Below are 15,777 nucleotides of genomic sequence, written 5' to 3' on the forward strand. Positions count from 1 at the left end.
AGAGAGCGTCGTGGCAGTGGCTATAACATTGTTCGGAGCCCCTGGCACGTATAGCTTAGAGGAGATAGCGGGTAAACTGAGGAACCTCTCGTTACTTAAATCTAGGGTGAACTTCCTGGGAAAGGAGTTCGAGCTGGGAGTACGCGTCGAGGAGTTGAGGGTCGAAGGAGGCGCGGTTGTAGGTGTGCTTGTCGAGGTTTACCAAGAAGCGCTGGACCTGGATGGCGAGTCCTTGGTGGTCCCCGTGAAGAGGAGGGTGCGCTTCGCCTTCGTCGAATACAAAGGAAGCCTCTACCTGCTCGTTTTCGCTGGGAGAAGGCTCGCCTCCAGAGTGGCTGAGTTGCTTTCCGAGAACATCTACGGGAGTGGCGGCGAGATCTACGGCACGTACCTTTCGCCAGAGGCGCTTAGAAGGATATACGGGGGCAAGGAGGTTAGGCAGGTCGTGTTCGAGAGCGCCGAGGGGAGAGGGTTGAGGACAGCCGTGCTCTACGGCGAGGATCTAGCCTCTGCCTTGGGCGAGGAATTCGCGAGGAACAGGAGCGAAAAGTACGTCGTTTACAGGGACGACGCCGGGGTTTTCGGTGTTAGCAGGAACGGCGTCGTTGTATGTTTTTCGCCGTTAACACTGGAGGAGATAATCGAGTACCTATCCGAGGAGGTGTTACCGCTCCTCGAGCCTCCCCCGGGTACCGGCGAGTAGCGGGCTTCTCAGCGGAACCTCGAAAGGAGCCTGGTGAGGTCAGGCGGCGAGAGAGGTCTCAGAGCTGGCGGGGGGTTCATCGCGTGGCTGAAAGCCTCTTCTAGCGTTGGGCGTTCAACCTCGTAGAAGACGCCTATTGGTATTCTCTCCGTCTCCATTGCCCTCCTGAAAGCTTGCTCCAGGCTCTTAACGTCGTGGCCCGTTTCTTCGAGCTTGTAGACCTTTTCCCGAAGGATCGAGTAGGTATTAAAGAACGTTACACATGGTTGGAGCACGTCTATGAAGGCGAACCCCTTGTGCAGTATGGCGCGCTTGATGAGCTCTTTCAGGTGGTCCACCTCGCCGCTGAAGCCCCGTGCCACGAAGGTAGCCCCGCTCGCGAGTGCAAGCAAGAGCGGGTTAAGGGGGTGCTCGGGGTTTCCGAACGGCGTAGACTTCGTCTTTACCCCTAGGGGCGTCGTAGGCGTTACTTGTCCCGTCGTGAGCCCGAAAACCATGTTGTTATGGACAATAAGCTTGATGTCTATGTTTCGACGGGCGGCGTGTGGCAGGTGCCCTAGCCCTATCGCGTAGGCGTCTCCGTCGCCGCTATGCCCGATCACCGTTAAGTTGGGATTTGCGAGCTTAATGCCCGTGGCGAGCGGGAGGACGCGACCATGGATCGTGTGAAAGCCGTTTGTCTTCATGTAGTCGCTTATCCTGCCGTGGCAACCGATCCCCGTGACTATGACCACGTTCTCCGGTTTAAGTTCGAGCTCTGCCAAGGCTTTCCTGAGGGCCAAGAGCACGCCGTAGTTACCGCAACCGGGGCACCACACGGGCCGTTTACCGGTATCGTAGATCGCGGGATCCAACGCGGTCACCTCGCCTCCAGGTGCGACGCGATCCAAGCCTCTACGTCCTCCGGGTAGAACTGCCTCCCGTCGTACTTCAGGAGCACGTCGGCCGGCTCCAGGAACAGGTGTTCTCTCAGCAAGGAGACGAGCTGCCCCGTCATGTTGTTCTCGATGACCAGGATCTTTTTGCCGTGAACGGCCGACTTAACCTTGTTCTTCGGGAAGGGCTCCAGCCATACCACCTGGAGGAGACCTACGCCGCTAATCCTCCTTAAGGCCTCTAGTACTATCATCTTCGTAGACCCCCATGTGACTACGAGTACTTCTCCGTCTCCGTAGACCTCGACGCCGCTCCTCTCGGCCTCCTCCCGTAGCTTCCTTAGCTTGAGGAACCGTTTCTCCTGCATAGCCTTGACCTTCAACGGGTCGATAGTCCCGAAGCCGTACTCGTCGTGTTCACTCGTGTTGGCGTAAACAAGAGAGCCCGGGGTTCCCGGGAAGACCATCGGGGAAACACCGTCCTCTGTTAGCTTGTACCTGGGAAAGGTCCCGTTGACGCTCTCCCTGGATACTTTCCCTTCTTCAACGCCGAGCTGGGGTAGGTCCTTCAGGGTCCAGTAGCTCTCACCCAGGTACTTGTCCGAAAGGATGATCACCGGTACCTGGTACTTCCACGCAAGATTAAGCCCCACGTTACCGAGCACGTAGGCCTGGTAGGGGTCGCCGGGCGCTAGGACTACCCTCGGGAACTCGCCCTGGGAGGCGTGAATTACGAACCTGAGGTCGCCCTGCGCGGTATGCGTGGGTAGCCCCGTGGAGGGCCCTGGACGCTGAACCTCGACTATGAGTATCGGCGTCTCCGTCATCGCGGCTTGACCGAGTGCTTCCACCATAAGCGAGAACCCACCCCCGCTCGTCGCGACCATTGAGCGCGCACCGGCGTACGCGGCGCCGATGGCCATGTTGATAGCTGCTAGCTCGCTTTCCGGCTGAAAGACCACTATGCCGAGGTCTCTCTGCACCTCTGCCAGAAAGTGTAGTATCGGGGAAGCCGGCGTCATTGGGTAAGCGGCAAAGAAAGTTAGGCCGGCGGACAGCGCTCCCAGAGCAACGGCGGAGTTCCCGTCTATCAAGAGGCTCCGCCCCTCCTCTGCGGGCTTTAGGGACATAACCCTGTCCCTAACCCCCAGCTCCAAGGACCTTCCAAGCTCGAACCCCCTTCTAAGCAGTCTAGCGTTAAGCTCCGCAGCTTCTTTTTTGCCTCTAAACTGGTCGTAGATAACCCTCTCGGCTATTTCGATCCTTAGCCCGAGCGCCCCCAGAAGCACGCCGACGCCGACGGTATTGCTTGCAACGCTGGGACCCCCCTCTTCCTTGACTATCCTGCGCAGGGGGAAAGCTACCACCCTGGGGTCCGCCTGCGTGGGCGCATCTCCCTCATCGCATACCACAATGCCACCGTTCTTCAGATCGGCTATGTGTACTTCCGCCGAGAACTTATCCAAGGCTAGAACAGCGTCAACAGTCTTCCTGTGGGAGTAGCTGTAGCCTCCGAAGACAGCCCTCACCTGTGCCCACTGGTGGCCTCCCCTGATCAGGGAGGGGTACTCGTTCGTTACGAAAACGCTGAAGCCGTGCCGCATCAGGGTTTTCCCTAGGAGCAGGCTCGACGCGAACACACCTGCCCCGGCCGGTCCTGCCACCATGAGGCCTAAATCGATTACATTCTCCACAGGCACACCGCTTTGAATTATGTAAAGCTAAGTCTAAAAAGATTCTTTCGAATGTCATGTGTAGGCAAAGCTATGATGCCAGCAGATAACGTTGCGCCGAGCGGGAAAGGAATTTACATATTGTTGATAGTGCTGAAGAGTGACGCTAAATTATCTTCAATTAGCGGCAAGGAAGTCACTCTGCGTGCGGGTATCTACCTCTATCTAGGCTCTGCCAAGGGGCCGGGCGGGCTTAGGGCGCGAGTTTCCAGGCATCTAAGGCGCGAGAAGAGGGTGCACTGGCATATCGACAGGCTCCTAGCCGCGCCAGGGGCAAGCGTAGCCTACGTGGTTTACGGCGAGACGCATCTTCCAGAGTGTGTGCTTACGCGCCCACTGGAAGAGCTAGGGTGCAGGCACCCTCTCCCGGGCTTCGGGTCGTCTGACTGCAAGCATGGATGCACGTCTCACTTGCTCGAATGCGGCGGGGGCGAGAAAGATTGCCTCGAAAAAGCGGTTGAAGCCTTCAGAAGAAACGGGGTAACCCCCGGCGTGCTTCACGTGAGCTAGATTTCCTCTAGCCTGCTTAGTTGCTCTAAGACGCGCGCCCTTACCTCTTGAGGCGACTCAACTCTCTTTGTGGGCCGCCCGTCTTCAATGAACGTTTCAAGCAGTGGCTCCATCTGGGCACCGCACTTCGGGCACACCGGTGGCTCGGAGCCTTCGAGTACGACTACGTCGACCATGCACTTATCGCAGCGGTACACCTGCTTCTTCCCAGGGAGCTTCCCCCTCTTCGAGATCGGCACCCACCTGCCCTCCCGCTTTACAGCCGTTATGTCCATGGCGAAGTCTATCGGGGGGGCTGTGGATATGGCGGCTCCAACGCCGAAGGCGTCCGCCCCGGCGCGCGCGAGGGACGGAATCCTGTACTCGTCGATGCCTCCGCTTACGACTATCTTGACGTGCTTGTAGCCCAGGGTGTCCAGCCTCCACCTCACCTCGCGTATGATGTCCTCGAAGTTCCCCCTCCTACTCCCCGGTGTGTCGAGCCTGACCCCCCACAGCTTCTCGCCAAGGGTTTTCGCCGCGAGAACTACCTCCTCCGTTTCGTCGAAGAAGGTGTCCGCCAAGGCAACCCTCGCGACGTCTTTCTCGATTACCTCGTCGAACGCCTTCCAGCCCAGAGAGTGGTCTCCCTTGAAGGCCCTGAAGATTATGAGCAGGCTGTGGGGCATAGTGCCCGTAGGCTTTATGCCGAGGGCCTCTGCCCCTAAAACTGCGGATACGGCGTCGGCGCCGCCTATATATGCGTAGAACTCCACGAAGGGAGCCAGGGCGGGGTGCTGGCGCCTAGCGCCGAAGGATAACACGAGCTTATCGCCCGCTGCTTTCTTGACCCTGGCGGCCTTAGTCGCTATGCCGCTGGCAGACGCCAGGAAGCCGAGCAGCGGGGTTTCCAGCTCTACGAACTCGCCGTAAGGTCCTTCCACAGTTAAGACGGGGATCTTGTAGCCGTAGTAGTCCTGCGCCTTGAAGAGCGTGCCCTCCGGGAGAGCGCGCACCGTGACCCTCTTACCCTCCAACAGCTTCAATACCTCTCTCAAACCCGCGAAGACGCCCCACCGGTAGTCCTCAGGCAACCGGCTAGCGGTAACCTCCATGTGAACCTCGGCGTCGAGCAACCCGTACTTTTCGAGGATCCTACGGGTCCTGACGAAGTAGATGTCCGTGGTCAGCCCGGCCTTGATTTCATCGAAGGTTGCGTAGATGAAACGCTTCTCCCATGCTTCGCTTCTTTGAGCCACAACTTAGTACGTAAAGGTCACGCTCTTAAGAGTTTCTCTACGCGAGCGTTGCTACAGAGGCTCGCGGCGCTGTAGGGCTCTTTCTCTGCCCTCCTCCCGCGGCTGGCGGGCTACCTCTCCGTCCGCCTCGCCGGAGTACTGTGCTTCGTCTGTGATACCGTGGAGCAGGACCTCATTGTTGATGAAGAGCTCGACCCTTTTAGAGTTACGTACCTCTCTGATAAGCCCGACTCTCTCCAGTATGACTAGGTGCCCGCTCAGGGAGCCTATGCTGACTCCGAGGCTTCTGGACAGCTGCCTAATGGACGCCCCAGGGTTGTCCAGTAGGTACGTGACGATCCTCCTCCTGAGAGGGTTCTTTAGAGCCTCCCTGAGCGTCAGCACCTTCGAAGGCATTAGCCCTGCACCTTGCTGTGGAAGAGGTGAAGGAGATCTAGATAAACCTTTTTTGACGCGCGCTACACGAGAGGCTTGCCGTACCTCTCGGGGCTTCTGCCCGCGATCCTCAGCGATAGTACCTCGCCGAGAACCTGGGAGGCTTTCCGCCTCGAGAGTATCCTGTTGTTGTTGCCGCAGTAAGGAGAGAAAATGCACTTGGGGCATCCATCCTCGCAGGTGCACCTCGAGACTATGTCGAACGCCTTGTGCAGAGCTTCTTTGAGCCTCTCCAAGAGTTGCTTCGTTACGCCCGACCCTCCCGGGAAGGCGTCGTAGATGTATATGTGGCCGGAGGGGAAGCTGATGCCACCCATGTCTGTCGGCGCAGCGCCTACGACGAGCTGCCCCGCGTAGATCAGGGCGTGTTCTACTGCGTGGAAGGCTTCCGCGTTTTGAAGCTCGCTCCACTGGGGGTTAGGCTGCATCTCCAGGAGCAACCCCTTCGTCTTGAACCTGTAGGTGAGCTCCTCCTCGAGTATCTTCTGCGAAATGACGTGGCCCTCTGGGAAGCTCTTCGTGACGTAGCCGTAGACGTGATCCGCAACCTCGAGCTCCAGGTAGGAGACGCGTATCCCGAAAACGCTCCTCTCGTCGAGGACCTCATTCTCGAACGGCCAGGTGTAGTATAGCGGCGAGGTCGTCACGGGTATCGTGGACGTCGGTAGAAGCTTGACCCTCGCCTTCCTACCTTCTATGCCCAGGGAGATGTAGGGAGTTCCCCCATGGATATAGATAGCTCCCGGGTAGAGCTCCTTTATCGCCTGGGGCATCTCCCGGAACCCGATGACCTTGCCTGTATCCGTTACTATCTTCACCTGCTCCCCTATACCCCTGATGTTGTCGCGGGACGCCAGGAACCTTAACCCCCTGCTTGTCGGCTCGACGAACCCTCCCGGGGCTAGCCTCAGCAACCCCTCTTCTAGTAGCTTCTCGCATACTCTGCGCTCAGCCCCGCCTAGGCTGTCCAGCCTGAACGGCGCATCCTGAGCCATAGCCACCAGGTGTACGCGCATAACTTCCTCGTTTAGGGGATCGAGGAACACCGGGTCCGGCTTTTGGTTGAAAAACTCCGCGGGGTTTCTCTCATAGTACGAGCTTATCGGGTCGTCCCCGAGGATCATGACGACGTACCCCGTCCTGCCCCGCCGCCCCACCCTGCCGGCTCTCTGCACGTACTTGCTGAACGTGGGAGGCACGCCGTACAGCACGACGGCGTCGAGCTCGCCTATGTCTATCCCTAGCTCCAGCGTAGGGGTCGTCACGACGGCGTCGAGCTCCCCCTTCCTGAGCTTCTCCTCGACGCTCCTTCTGTGGCTCGGGAGAAGCCCCGCCCTGTGCACGGAGACTTTAAGCCCCTCGCGTTGCGCTAGGACGCTGAGGCTCTCCGCCACCTTGTGGCTGTCCACGAAAAGTAACGTCCGCAGACGCCGCTCAGCGAGGATCTTCAAGAGGCGCAGCGCCTCCGCCATGCGTGACCTCGCCGCGGGCCTTACCATCACGTGGTACACGGGGGCACGCCGGGTCAGACCGGCTTCGACAACCCTGCACTCCTCTCCGAAGAGCTTTTGGGAGAACTCGCGCGGGTTTCCTATGGTGGCTGAGGAGGCCACGAAGACTGCGTCCGCTGGCATGAACCTCTTCATGCGCTTTAAGACGTAGTGAACGTGGGACCCGAAAACCCCGCTATATATATGCGCATCGTCCAACACGACGAACTTGGCTTTCTCGAGTATAGGCTTCACGCCTTCCCCTCTGCGCAGGCTCAGGTGGAGCATGTCCGGGTTCGTTACGAGTAGCCTGGGCGGGTACACTTGTAGCATCTCGCGCTCCTTCTCAGGGGTATCCCCGTCGTACACGGAGACCCTGAAGCCGAAGACAGCCCCGGCGTACGAGTATATCCTCTCCACCTGGTCCCTTGCGAGCGCCTTCGTAGGGTACACCAGGATGCCGGTCTCCTCGGGCTCCCTATAGAGCCTCTCCAGGATTGGTACCAGGAACGCCTCCGTCTTCCCAGTACCGGTACCCGCTATTATGAGCGTGTTGTTCCCGGACCTTATCGACTCGATAGCCTCAGCCTGAAACCTGTAGAGCCTCGCTATACCCCTGCTTTTCAAAGCCTTGACGAGCACCTCTTCCTTTACGACCTCCTCCACGGGGGGCCCGGGCTCAGGCTCCCTAGGGCTCTCGAAGAAGACGTAGACTACCCTGTGGCCGCTGTCGTTCCTCAAAGCCTCGAGTACGTCGTCCGAGGACACCGCCACTCGCCGCGCGCTATAATCTACGCATGCTAGCTTTAAACCTAAACGCGCGTAGCTTGCGCGAAGGCTTTTTAACTCCTGCGTTATTGAGGAGATATTTCGATGATGAAGAGCGGGGAGAGGATCGGGGTTCACAGCCACATCAAAGGCCTCGGGATAAGGAACAACGAGCCGCTACCAGTGGCAGACGGCCTCGTGGGGCAGATAGAGGCTAGGCGGGCGGCGTGGCTCGTAGTCCAGTTAATCAAGGCTGGCAAGATGGCTGGGAGGGCGATCCTGCTTGTCGGTCCTCCCGGCACCGGGAAAACTGCTATCGCGGTCGCGATCGCTAGGGAGCTCGGCCCGGAGACTCCCTTCATGGCCCTCTCGGGTAGCGAGATTTACTCCGCGGAGCTGAAGAAGACAGAGGTTCTCATGCAGGCGTTGAGAAAGTCCATAGGCGTAAGGATAAGGGAAAGGCGCTGGATCTACGAGGGAGTGGTCGACAAGGTGGACTACAAATTCGACAGGCACCCGCTTAACCCGTACGTACAAGTACCCGTTGGCGGGACGATTACGCTCAGGACGGAGAAGGAGACCAGGAGCCTACGCGTAGACTCGAACATAGTCTACCAGCTTCTCCAGAAGGGCGTTGAGGAGGGCGACGTGATCTGGATAGACGAGGAGACGGGTAGGGTTACGCGCGTGGGTAGGGCTAAGGGCGCGGCGAACTACGACGTGGGGGTGCGGGAGCTCGTCGACGTGCCGTCGGGCCCCGTCTACAAGGAGAAGGAGTTCGTGTACACGCTCACACTACACCAGCTCGACGAGATGCATGCTAGGAGCGAGAGCCTGCTCTCCCTGATTTTCGGTGCCCCGGAGTACAGGGAGATTCCCCCGGACGTCAGGGCTAAGGTGGATAAGACCGTGAAGGAGTGGGTGGACAGCGGGAGGGCTGAGCTCATACCCGGTGTTCTCTTCATCGACGATGCTCACATGCTAGACATAGAGGCTTTCAGCTTCCTCTCAAGAGCCATGGAGAGCGAGCTAAGCCCCATAATTATACTCGCGACGAACCGCGGCTTCACGAAGATCAGGGGGACAGACGTGGAGGCGCCGCACGGAATGCCCCTAGACCTTCTGGATAGGCTCCTGATAATCAAGACGAAGCCGTATACTGCGGATGAGATAAGGGAGATACTCAAGATCAGGGCGAAAGAGGAGGGCGTCACGCTCGACGAGCAGGCGCTGGAAGAGCTCGTTAGGCTGGGAACGGAGAGAAGCCTGCGCTACGCTGCGCATCTCTTAGCGCCCGCAAAGATACTAGCCGAGCAGAGGGGTAAGAGCTCCGTGGGAGTAGAAGAAGTGAGGGAGGTGAGCACGCTGTTCATAAGCACGAGGGAATCGGCGCAGTACCTTAAGGAGTTCGAGGAGAAAATGTTAAAATAGCGTGAATCCTGCGCATCAATGCCTTTCGGGCGCACAAAAAGGGTAGATTTTTGCGTGTTTAGCCTTTGTAGAATATTAGTTTTAATGCTCCGATGTACGGTATTACGATCTGAACCTTTCCGTATATCGCGTCTTTACCTAGCACGATGTTGTCAGCCTGGGGGTTGGCGTCTCCCTTAGTTACGTACTTGCCGTTCACCGATAAAACTATTCGGTGAACTATGAGCTCTCCTCCTCTCTCGTATATCACGATATCGCCGAGTGTGTAGCTGTTCCCCCCGGCGACTACCACGACGTCTCCAACGTGTAGCACGGGCTCCATGGACCAGCTCGAAACAACGGCTAGGGGGACGGGGGTTGAGAGCACGAATCGAAGCGATAACAAGAAGACCAGCAACCCCACTATAGTCAAAGCATACAATACAATTTCCCTCCAACCCCCAACCACTACGCCTCTAGACTCACTCCGGCGCTCCTGGCTGCTCGGTGTGCTTACTTCTTTGCGGAAGGCGAGCAGTGTTAGAATGAGAACTACAAGCCCCATGTCTAGGAAGAATGGGCTATGCTCGCCAACGAGGTAGAACAGGGGCATGAGCTGTACTCGTACGTACCTGCTGACAACCCAGAGCTGGGAGTAGTGGAAAGTCACGAAGGCGGCCGAGCTGCCCAGGAAGACTTTCTTCAGAAAATAACGCTTTTCCGAGTACGTTGCCCCCGAGAATATCCACAGGAGGAGTGCGACGAACATCCCCCTCCAGGGGTAGTACCATGCGTACTGTACTCCGAACGGGTACTTCGAGAGAAAGTTCTCTATGGGTATAAGCATCGCGAGCGAAGAAACTACCGCGGGACCAACGATCGCCGCCACGTCTAACGCGAGTTCTCTTGAAAGTTGCACTTTCATAGGTACCCGTCTCACTGCGCCGCGTCCGCCAATAAAAACATCGCGCGTAGAGTATCGATAGATTGAATAAGCGCACAGTTTCTTGTACCTGCTGACCGTGGATGGAGGCAGGCAGTCTCTTCGCGTTGCTGGTTGCGGCCGGGCTCTACATGCTCGTATATCTGGTGCTCAGGGCGAGGAGCGGTGTTGCGGGCACGTGGCTCGAACTTCAGGGCGGCGTTGTAGTGTTGAAGACTAGGAGGCTTAACAGGCTAGTGGAGGATGTCGGCAAGAAGTATAAGCGGCTAATGGGCCTTGTAGGGGATCTCGGCGTAGTAACGGGGATCGCTCTTGGAGCCTACGGAGTATTCTTCCTGCACGACAACCTCTTCAAGTTGCTTACCGCGAGCCCGGGGGCGAGCCCTGTATCGCCGCTGGTACCTGGGGTCACAGTCGGACTGAACGAGCTTGCCTACTTCCTACTGGCGGTAGCGGTAACGCTAATCCCCCACGAGCTTTCACACGCTTTCCAGGCGGCGGCCGAAGGCGTCAGGATAAAGTCCATGGGTGTATTCCTCGCGTTCCTAGTACCTGGAGGCTTCGCCGAGATAGATGAGGACGAGCTGGACAGCAAGCCCCTCAGGAGTAAGCTGAGAGTGCTCGCCGCCGGGAGCTTCGCCAACATCGCCACGTTCCTTCTACTAGTGGCGCTGTTCTACCTCGTACTCTTCACACCCCTAGCCCCCAGGCCCAACGGTGTCCTGGTGTCGGGGGTTATCCAGGGGTCTCCGGCCTTCCAAAGGCTTCAACCGGGCGACGTAATAGTAGCGGTGAACGGGACCCCAACGCCTACTCTGGAAGGCTTCTCAAAGGTCATGGAGCGCTCAGCCCCGGGTAGGCTCATAAAACTCACGGTGATGAGGGGCAGCGTGCTCGTGAATTACTCCTTGGTGCTAGCCCAGCACCCGGAGAGCCCGGGGAGGGGGTTCATAGGCGTGAAGATCGACCAGAGCTACTCCAACGAATGGCTCTACAGGGCTTTTTGGTGGATGTTGGTGGTGACGTCGAGTGTCGCCATCATAAACATGTTGCCGATAGTCCCGCTGGACGGAGGAAAACTCCTCAGCTACTTGCTCCAGGCAGTCGCGCCTGGGCGTGCATCCAAGGTGGCTGTGTGGGCCTGTAGCGCTTATATGCTCATAGTACTTTTGGCAAGCATGGCGACATCGGCCGGCGTCTTCGGGCTCGCGCCACTAACCCCCTAACCCCGGGCCTTCAGGGTTTCTAGTAAACGCTACAAGCTCCACGGACATCCGCTTGTTCTCTCATCGCTCCTTTAGCGCCTCCCCCTACGGGTCGGGGGGCTCTTAGAGAAGGACGAAAGCGTCCCGAAGATCAACCTACTTCTACCTCGGCGCCCGCGCCCGGTACATCGTACTCTAAGGGGTGTTTGTTGAGCGTTTTCACTATGCTCCTCCTAGCCTCTAGGCTCGTTGAGTGTAGCGGGAAGACTAGGCTTAGGCCCCCGCGCGCGAGCCGCCTTAGGAACCTCATGTTGACGAAGTCCCGGGTACTTATCCCCAGGCCGCCGACTAGGCCGTAGAGCTTCAACGAGCCTTTGAGAATCCAGCCGAACGTCTCGTAAAAGCCGTGCACGCTGCACCCCGTTATGAGGACTGCTCCCAGCTCCAAGGACACCATGAGGGCCTGCTCATTCCAGTGGCTCGGAGACATCACCAGGTAGAAGCCCGGCAAGTGCGGTAGCTCGGATATGCTAGCCTCACGCGGCTCCGGGAGCACCCTTCGGGGCTTGATAACCGGTATGCGGCGATCTAGTATTTTAAAGCCGCCCACGTGGTGGTAGAGCGGCAGGCTTCCCACTGCGAAGTCAGGCTTAAGGTCTACCCCCATTATCTTCGCATTGTAGAGTAGTATTCTTCCGGAGGGACCCGCGTCGAAGAGCAATCTCTTTTCGTACCCCCTGTACCTAGCCTCTACGAGGATGGATAAGCCGTGAGCAGGGACGACACCCTCCACAGACGGGACGTCGTCTACAAGTACCTTCAACGTTAAAGAGACAGGGGCTTCGCCAGTACCCGTCATGGCGCGCAACACTCCCCCGGCTAGGGCTTCCAGTCGCTCTCGTCTTCGCTCGTTATCACGATGTCCGAGGCGAAAAGCCCGTCGACCCTCCTGAATACCCACTTCCCCTCAGAGGAAAACCATACTGCTATCACAGCCTCCCTCGTCTTGTACTTTTTGAACGCCTCCAGGAACCGGAACAGCTTGGAGACCTGGTGCGCCTTAACCTTCACCTTGGAATTCACCGTAGTCTTTACCTCGAAGGCGACGACTCGATCCTCCACGTTGTTTACCAGGAACACGTCGGGGAAGTTCTCGCCTACCCCGCTCACGGGCACCCTGAAGACGTAGTTTTCCCTGTTCGACGACAGCATCTTAACGAGTCTTCTCTCCACGTTGAATGCTTTCTGTCTTCTGCTAACTACTTCTCTAGACATGCACAATCTCTAAGTTTTTATCGCGCGCCACACCTATATAAGCGCACAGCGCGCGCGTCTAAGTCTTCATCTTCTCGGTAAGTATTGATTGAAGCTCTTTAGCAATGTGCCGTACGGGGTCTTGGAAAAGTTTGCTTGCTTTTGCCTTTACCTTCATCTTGCCTTCTATGCTTTGATCAGCTCTTAAAATGCGGGGCAAGTTTTCCAGTGTTACACCGCTGTACACTGGGAAGCCGTTCGCCCGCAGGTACTCGTGTACCTCTACTCTGCCAGGAAACGTTGTTATAGCCGGTGTACCGAGTAGCGCAGACTCCGTCGCGATGGTCCCTCCGCCCGTGATAACGAGGCGGGCAAAGAACTCGAGGTGTACGAGTACCTCGGCTCGCTCTAGGAAGACTAGCCTACCTTCGTACCCGCTCAGCCCCTTAGCTAAAGCCGTCTTCTGCTCGGGGTAGCGCGGGTATAGCAAGACCTTCATGTCCGTTTTCCGCAGAATGTACCTAGTCATTCTGAGAGGCACTTCGAGCGCGGCGCGCGGCTCCTTGTAGTAGAAAGCCTTTTCCTCTCCTGTTCTCACGATCACGTAGTTGAGCGGTTCGAGGCCCAGGGACCGGGGAACCCTCTCGTCCGGCTGGGTTCTAGCGACCCAGGCTACCTCGAATACTCCTCTGAAGGGGCTTATACGCGTTAACCTCGCGTAGTCCTCGAAGTACGCGGCGACAGGCTGGGGAACCACAAGCACCTCTGCTAGCGGTATTACCAGCCTGGACACTATGGTCGAGTGGGGTGTGTCGTTGCAAGCTACAACGGGTATGCCTACTCCGTAGGCTACTCGAGCGCTATCAGGAGACACGAAGGTTACGTGGGCATCAGGGTTCTTCGACTCCACCAGTCGTAGTAGCGAGGCCTGCCTCCGAAGGCTCTCGGCAACCTTCCCCCGAGGGGTCCGCCCCCCGTGCCTACCAACTACGTAGTACTCTTTCCACAGCTTTCCCGCGAGCTCTCTGTTCAGGTCGTAGTCCCTGGTTGTGAGGAAGAACTCGTAGCCTGGAAGCTCGTGCTGGAGGTACGAGAAGAGAAGCACCTGTTTAGGGGTCAGCGCTTCGACCCACACGCGCACCGTGGCTCACGCCTACCATTCTTCTTCCTGCGTGACGCTCGGAGCCCCTCTCGGTTGCTCGACCGGCGTAGCAGGCTCCTCTCCTAGCTCCTCGTTCTTCTTCGCTAAAACGTACATTGCCGCTGTAGCAGAGAGGAAGGCTACCGAGAAGATAACCCCGAGAGCTATCATCGTACTTCGCGGTTGCCCGTCGGGAGCTAACCAGGGGTACCCGCCAAGCACGTACCCACCTACGATCAACGGGTACGGCGACCAGTAAAGCGCTATCGCCAACACCGAGAGCAGAGCCACCAGGACTACTTTCGCGTTCACGGAGAAAGGCTAGCACTCGCGGGGTATAAATCACTAACTATCGCGCAATCCTTGCTGTTCGCAGAGATATGGAGGTCTCGGCTTGCCAGCAGGTCGGGTGCGAACAGTTACATATTTAATCATGCTTGCAAAGGTTATGTTTCGAGAGAGTATGAGCTCTCAAAACAAGATAACGGTGTTCTTGCTCGTCAACGTAGGTGTTGGGAGGGAAGACGACGTTCTAAAGGCTATAAGGTCGATGGAGTTCGTCGAGGAGGCATACATCGTCTACGGGGAATACGACATCGTAGCTAAAATCTCGCTTCCCGCGCTTGAGCTTCTCGACAAGGTAGTAACGAACATCAGGAAGCTTGGAGGAGTTACGAGAACTTCTACCCTCATAACCTCCTCGCGATAACCCATGCTTGCGCACGCTAGAGGAAAAAGGACGCGCATTTTATCTTTCCCTTACGTTACGTAGAAATACCCCTTATTCCCTTTTGCAGTGGGATGAGGAGAGCGTTGGTGGACGATTTGATGAGTAGCGAACGGGCGGACTGACCGTCTTGTGGATTGTACTTTGGGTATGCGGAGAGTTTCTGTTTGTGCTAGGTGCCCGAAACGAGGGTGTAGGCTAGGTACGCGGCGACGGAGAATGCTACGGGTAGGGGGAGCGCTGGCATATACCTTCTCCTCTTTAGCATCTCTAGGGTTGCGTACAGCCCGGCTGTTAGCGCTAGGTTAGAGAGAATCCACCTCTCCACGGACACTCTTGGGTAAAGGAGAAAGGCTGGGCTGAGCATAGAGTATACTAGTACGTCGCCCATGCCGAGGGCTAGCCCCCGGATCACGACAACTGAGCCTCTGAGCGGGGAGTGGAGCTTGTCTGCTGGGGCTTGCTCCTGCGCGATTGTGCTTTCCAGTATCTTCTTGAGAGGACCTCTGAAGACTGAGTAGAGGTCGTAGGCTGCCAGCACTACGGCTATCCCGAAAACGCTCCACGAGGGTAGGGTTGCGAAGAGTAAGGCGCCAGCCATCGTTCCGTAGGCTATGAGCAACGCGTTGAGTAGTGTCGCGTTTACGGGCTTCAGGATTAACGCCCCGGTCGTAACCGCCAGGAGGATCGATGTAGCGTCGGCGATGGGCAGTATTCTCTGGTCGAAGGCAGAGAATGCGTAGAAGTATAGCTCGGAGATCCCCCAGAACGAGAACGCCACTGCGAACGCCGTAAGCGCGGGTATGAAGCGCGCTTTCCTCAGCTTGATCATCGCGAGTAACACGCCGGTGCCAAGAAGTACCAGCAAGAGCGTGAGGACGCTGTTGACTATAGCCCCCCTAGGCCCCTCTTCGTAGACAAAGGGGCTACCCAAAACCTCGGTTATCCCACTCGAGACGAGCACTAACGCCCATACAGCTGACAATAAAGAGACTACCACCGCGACTGCAAGCATAGATGCAACTGTGGATCGCCCGATTTCCCGCACATTTTCTTCCATACCAACCACGTGTCTAGGCGTCGAAGCCTTCAAGCGTTCTCGTGAAAAACTAACTACTTATCCTTTTTTACTGTACTTCATGCGTCGTGCGCCTGAGCTCTCTTCTCAGAAAAGTAAAGCTGATAAGACCGTGTATTGCTGTGTGAAATGCATGATGAGACAGCTCGCGCACGACTATGGTGAAGAAGCTCTCGATTTCTGATGTTTTCTGTTGCGTTGCGCGTGAAGTCTGATTAACGCGAGGTTCACGTTTGTTCGAGAATACTTTCAATGTTCTCTAGTAAC

Annotated in this window: 16 protein-coding genes; 5 read left to right on the forward strand and 11 right to left on the reverse strand. The window is 57.2% G+C overall.

All coding sequences use genetic code 11. The annotated features are described in order from the left end of the window. Positions 1–10: 10 nt before the first annotated feature. Positions 11–703 (forward strand): hypothetical protein, encoded by a 693-nt coding sequence (locus tag TPEN_RS04405; protein ID WP_148677941.1) that lies wholly within the window; start codon positions 11–13, stop codon positions 701–703. An 8-nt stretch (positions 704–711) separates the two neighbouring features. Here the strand turns inward: TPEN_RS04405 and TPEN_RS04410 are convergent, their stop codons facing one another. Further along, entirely contained in the window at positions 712–1,566 is an 855-nt protein-coding gene (locus TPEN_RS04410) for a thiamine pyrophosphate-dependent enzyme (RefSeq protein WP_011752522.1), read from the reverse strand. Further along, entirely contained in the window at positions 1,563–3,278 is a 1,716-nt protein-coding gene (locus tag TPEN_RS04415; RefSeq protein WP_148677943.1) for a 2-oxoacid:acceptor oxidoreductase subunit alpha, read from the reverse strand. The genes TPEN_RS04410 and TPEN_RS04415 overlap by 4 nt, the downstream gene beginning before the upstream one ends. Before the next feature lie 66 nt (positions 3,279–3,344). Here TPEN_RS04415 and TPEN_RS04420 point away from each other — a divergent pair, with 66 nt between their 5' ends. Continuing rightward, the gene (locus TPEN_RS04420) at positions 3,345–3,821 is read left to right on the forward strand and encodes a GIY-YIG nuclease family protein (protein ID WP_148677944.1); all 477 of its coding nucleotides are present in this window, start codon (positions 3,345–3,347) and stop codon (positions 3,819–3,821) included. On the opposite strand, the gene TPEN_RS04425 is transcribed toward TPEN_RS04420, so the two are convergent. The 3 genes from TPEN_RS04425 to TPEN_RS04435 form a co-directional block, all read right to left on the reverse strand. Next, entirely contained in the window at positions 3,818–5,059 is a 1,242-nt protein-coding gene (locus TPEN_RS04425) for a nicotinate phosphoribosyltransferase (protein WP_011752525.1), read from the reverse strand. The genes TPEN_RS04420 and TPEN_RS04425 overlap by 4 nt on opposite strands. 51 nt (positions 5,060–5,110) lie before the next feature. Next, positions 5,111–5,455, reverse strand: coding sequence for a helix-turn-helix domain-containing protein (locus TPEN_RS09975; protein WP_011752526.1), 345 nt, complete (start codon positions 5,453–5,455; stop codon positions 5,111–5,113). 62 nt (positions 5,456–5,517) lie between these two features. Beyond that, positions 5,518–7,752 carry a DEAD/DEAH box helicase gene (locus tag TPEN_RS04435; protein WP_011752527.1) on the reverse strand — a complete coding sequence of 745 codons (2,235 nt, stop codon included), beginning with the start codon at positions 7,750–7,752 and terminating at the stop codon, positions 5,518–5,520. A 105-nt stretch (positions 7,753–7,857) separates the two neighbouring features. On the opposite strand from TPEN_RS04435, the gene TPEN_RS04440 reads away from it, so the two are divergent. Further along, on the forward strand, positions 7,858–9,183 hold the full coding sequence (locus tag TPEN_RS04440) for a RuvB-like helicase (RefSeq protein ID WP_011752528.1): 1,326 nt from the start codon (positions 7,858–7,860) through the stop codon (positions 9,181–9,183). A 58-nt stretch (positions 9,184–9,241) separates the two neighbouring features. On the opposite strand, the gene TPEN_RS04445 is transcribed toward TPEN_RS04440, so the two are convergent. Continuing rightward, positions 9,242–10,087, reverse strand: coding sequence for a signal peptidase I (locus tag TPEN_RS04445; protein WP_011752529.1), 846 nt, complete (start codon positions 10,085–10,087; stop codon positions 9,242–9,244). A 101-nt stretch (positions 10,088–10,188) separates the two neighbouring features. On the opposite strand from TPEN_RS04445, the gene TPEN_RS04450 reads away from it, so the two are divergent. Next, positions 10,189–11,331 carry a site-2 protease family protein gene (locus tag TPEN_RS04450; RefSeq protein ID WP_011752530.1) on the forward strand — a complete coding sequence of 381 codons (1,143 nt, stop codon included), beginning with the start codon at positions 10,189–10,191 and terminating at the stop codon, positions 11,329–11,331. A 130-nt stretch (positions 11,332–11,461) separates the two neighbouring features. Here the strand turns inward: TPEN_RS04450 and TPEN_RS04455 are convergent, their stop codons facing one another. Genes TPEN_RS04455 through TPEN_RS04470 form a run of 4 tightly spaced genes read right to left on the reverse strand, consistent with a single transcriptional unit; the run spans position 11,462 to position 14,017 of the window. Then, a complete protein-coding gene (locus TPEN_RS04455) occupies positions 11,462–12,169 on the reverse strand; it encodes an MBL fold metallo-hydrolase (RefSeq protein WP_011752531.1) in 708 nt (235 codons plus the stop codon). 20 nt (positions 12,170–12,189) lie between these two features. After that, complete coding sequence (locus tag TPEN_RS04460; RefSeq protein WP_011752532.1) at positions 12,190–12,585, reverse strand: PDDEXK family nuclease; 396 nt, start codon at positions 12,583–12,585, stop codon at positions 12,190–12,192. Positions 12,586–12,643: 58 nt separating this feature from the next. After that, the gene (locus tag TPEN_RS04465) at positions 12,644–13,705 is read right to left on the reverse strand and encodes a DUF354 domain-containing protein (RefSeq protein WP_011752533.1); all 1,062 of its coding nucleotides are present in this window, start codon (positions 13,703–13,705) and stop codon (positions 12,644–12,646) included. 12 nt (positions 13,706–13,717) lie between these two features. Further along, the gene (locus TPEN_RS04470; protein ID WP_011752534.1) at positions 13,718–14,017 is read right to left on the reverse strand and encodes a hypothetical protein; all 300 of its coding nucleotides are present in this window, start codon (positions 14,015–14,017) and stop codon (positions 13,718–13,720) included. Positions 14,018–14,168: 151 nt separating this feature from the next. Between TPEN_RS04470 and TPEN_RS04475 the strand changes: the two genes are divergently transcribed. Next, positions 14,169–14,414, forward strand: a complete 246-nt coding sequence (locus tag TPEN_RS04475) for an Lrp/AsnC family transcriptional regulator (RefSeq protein ID WP_052885141.1) — start codon at positions 14,169–14,171, stop codon at positions 14,412–14,414. A gap of 190 nt (positions 14,415–14,604) precedes the next feature. On the opposite strand, the gene TPEN_RS04480 is transcribed toward TPEN_RS04475, so the two are convergent. Then, positions 14,605–15,501 carry a hypothetical protein gene (locus TPEN_RS04480; RefSeq protein ID WP_148677947.1) on the reverse strand — a complete coding sequence of 299 codons (897 nt, stop codon included), beginning with the start codon at positions 15,499–15,501 and terminating at the stop codon, positions 14,605–14,607. Between the last annotated feature and the right edge of the window lie 276 nt (positions 15,502–15,777).

This window comes from Thermofilum pendens Hrk 5 (assembly GCF_000015225.1).
Lineage (GTDB): Archaea > Thermoproteota > Thermoprotei > Thermofilales > Thermofilaceae > Thermofilum > Thermofilum pendens.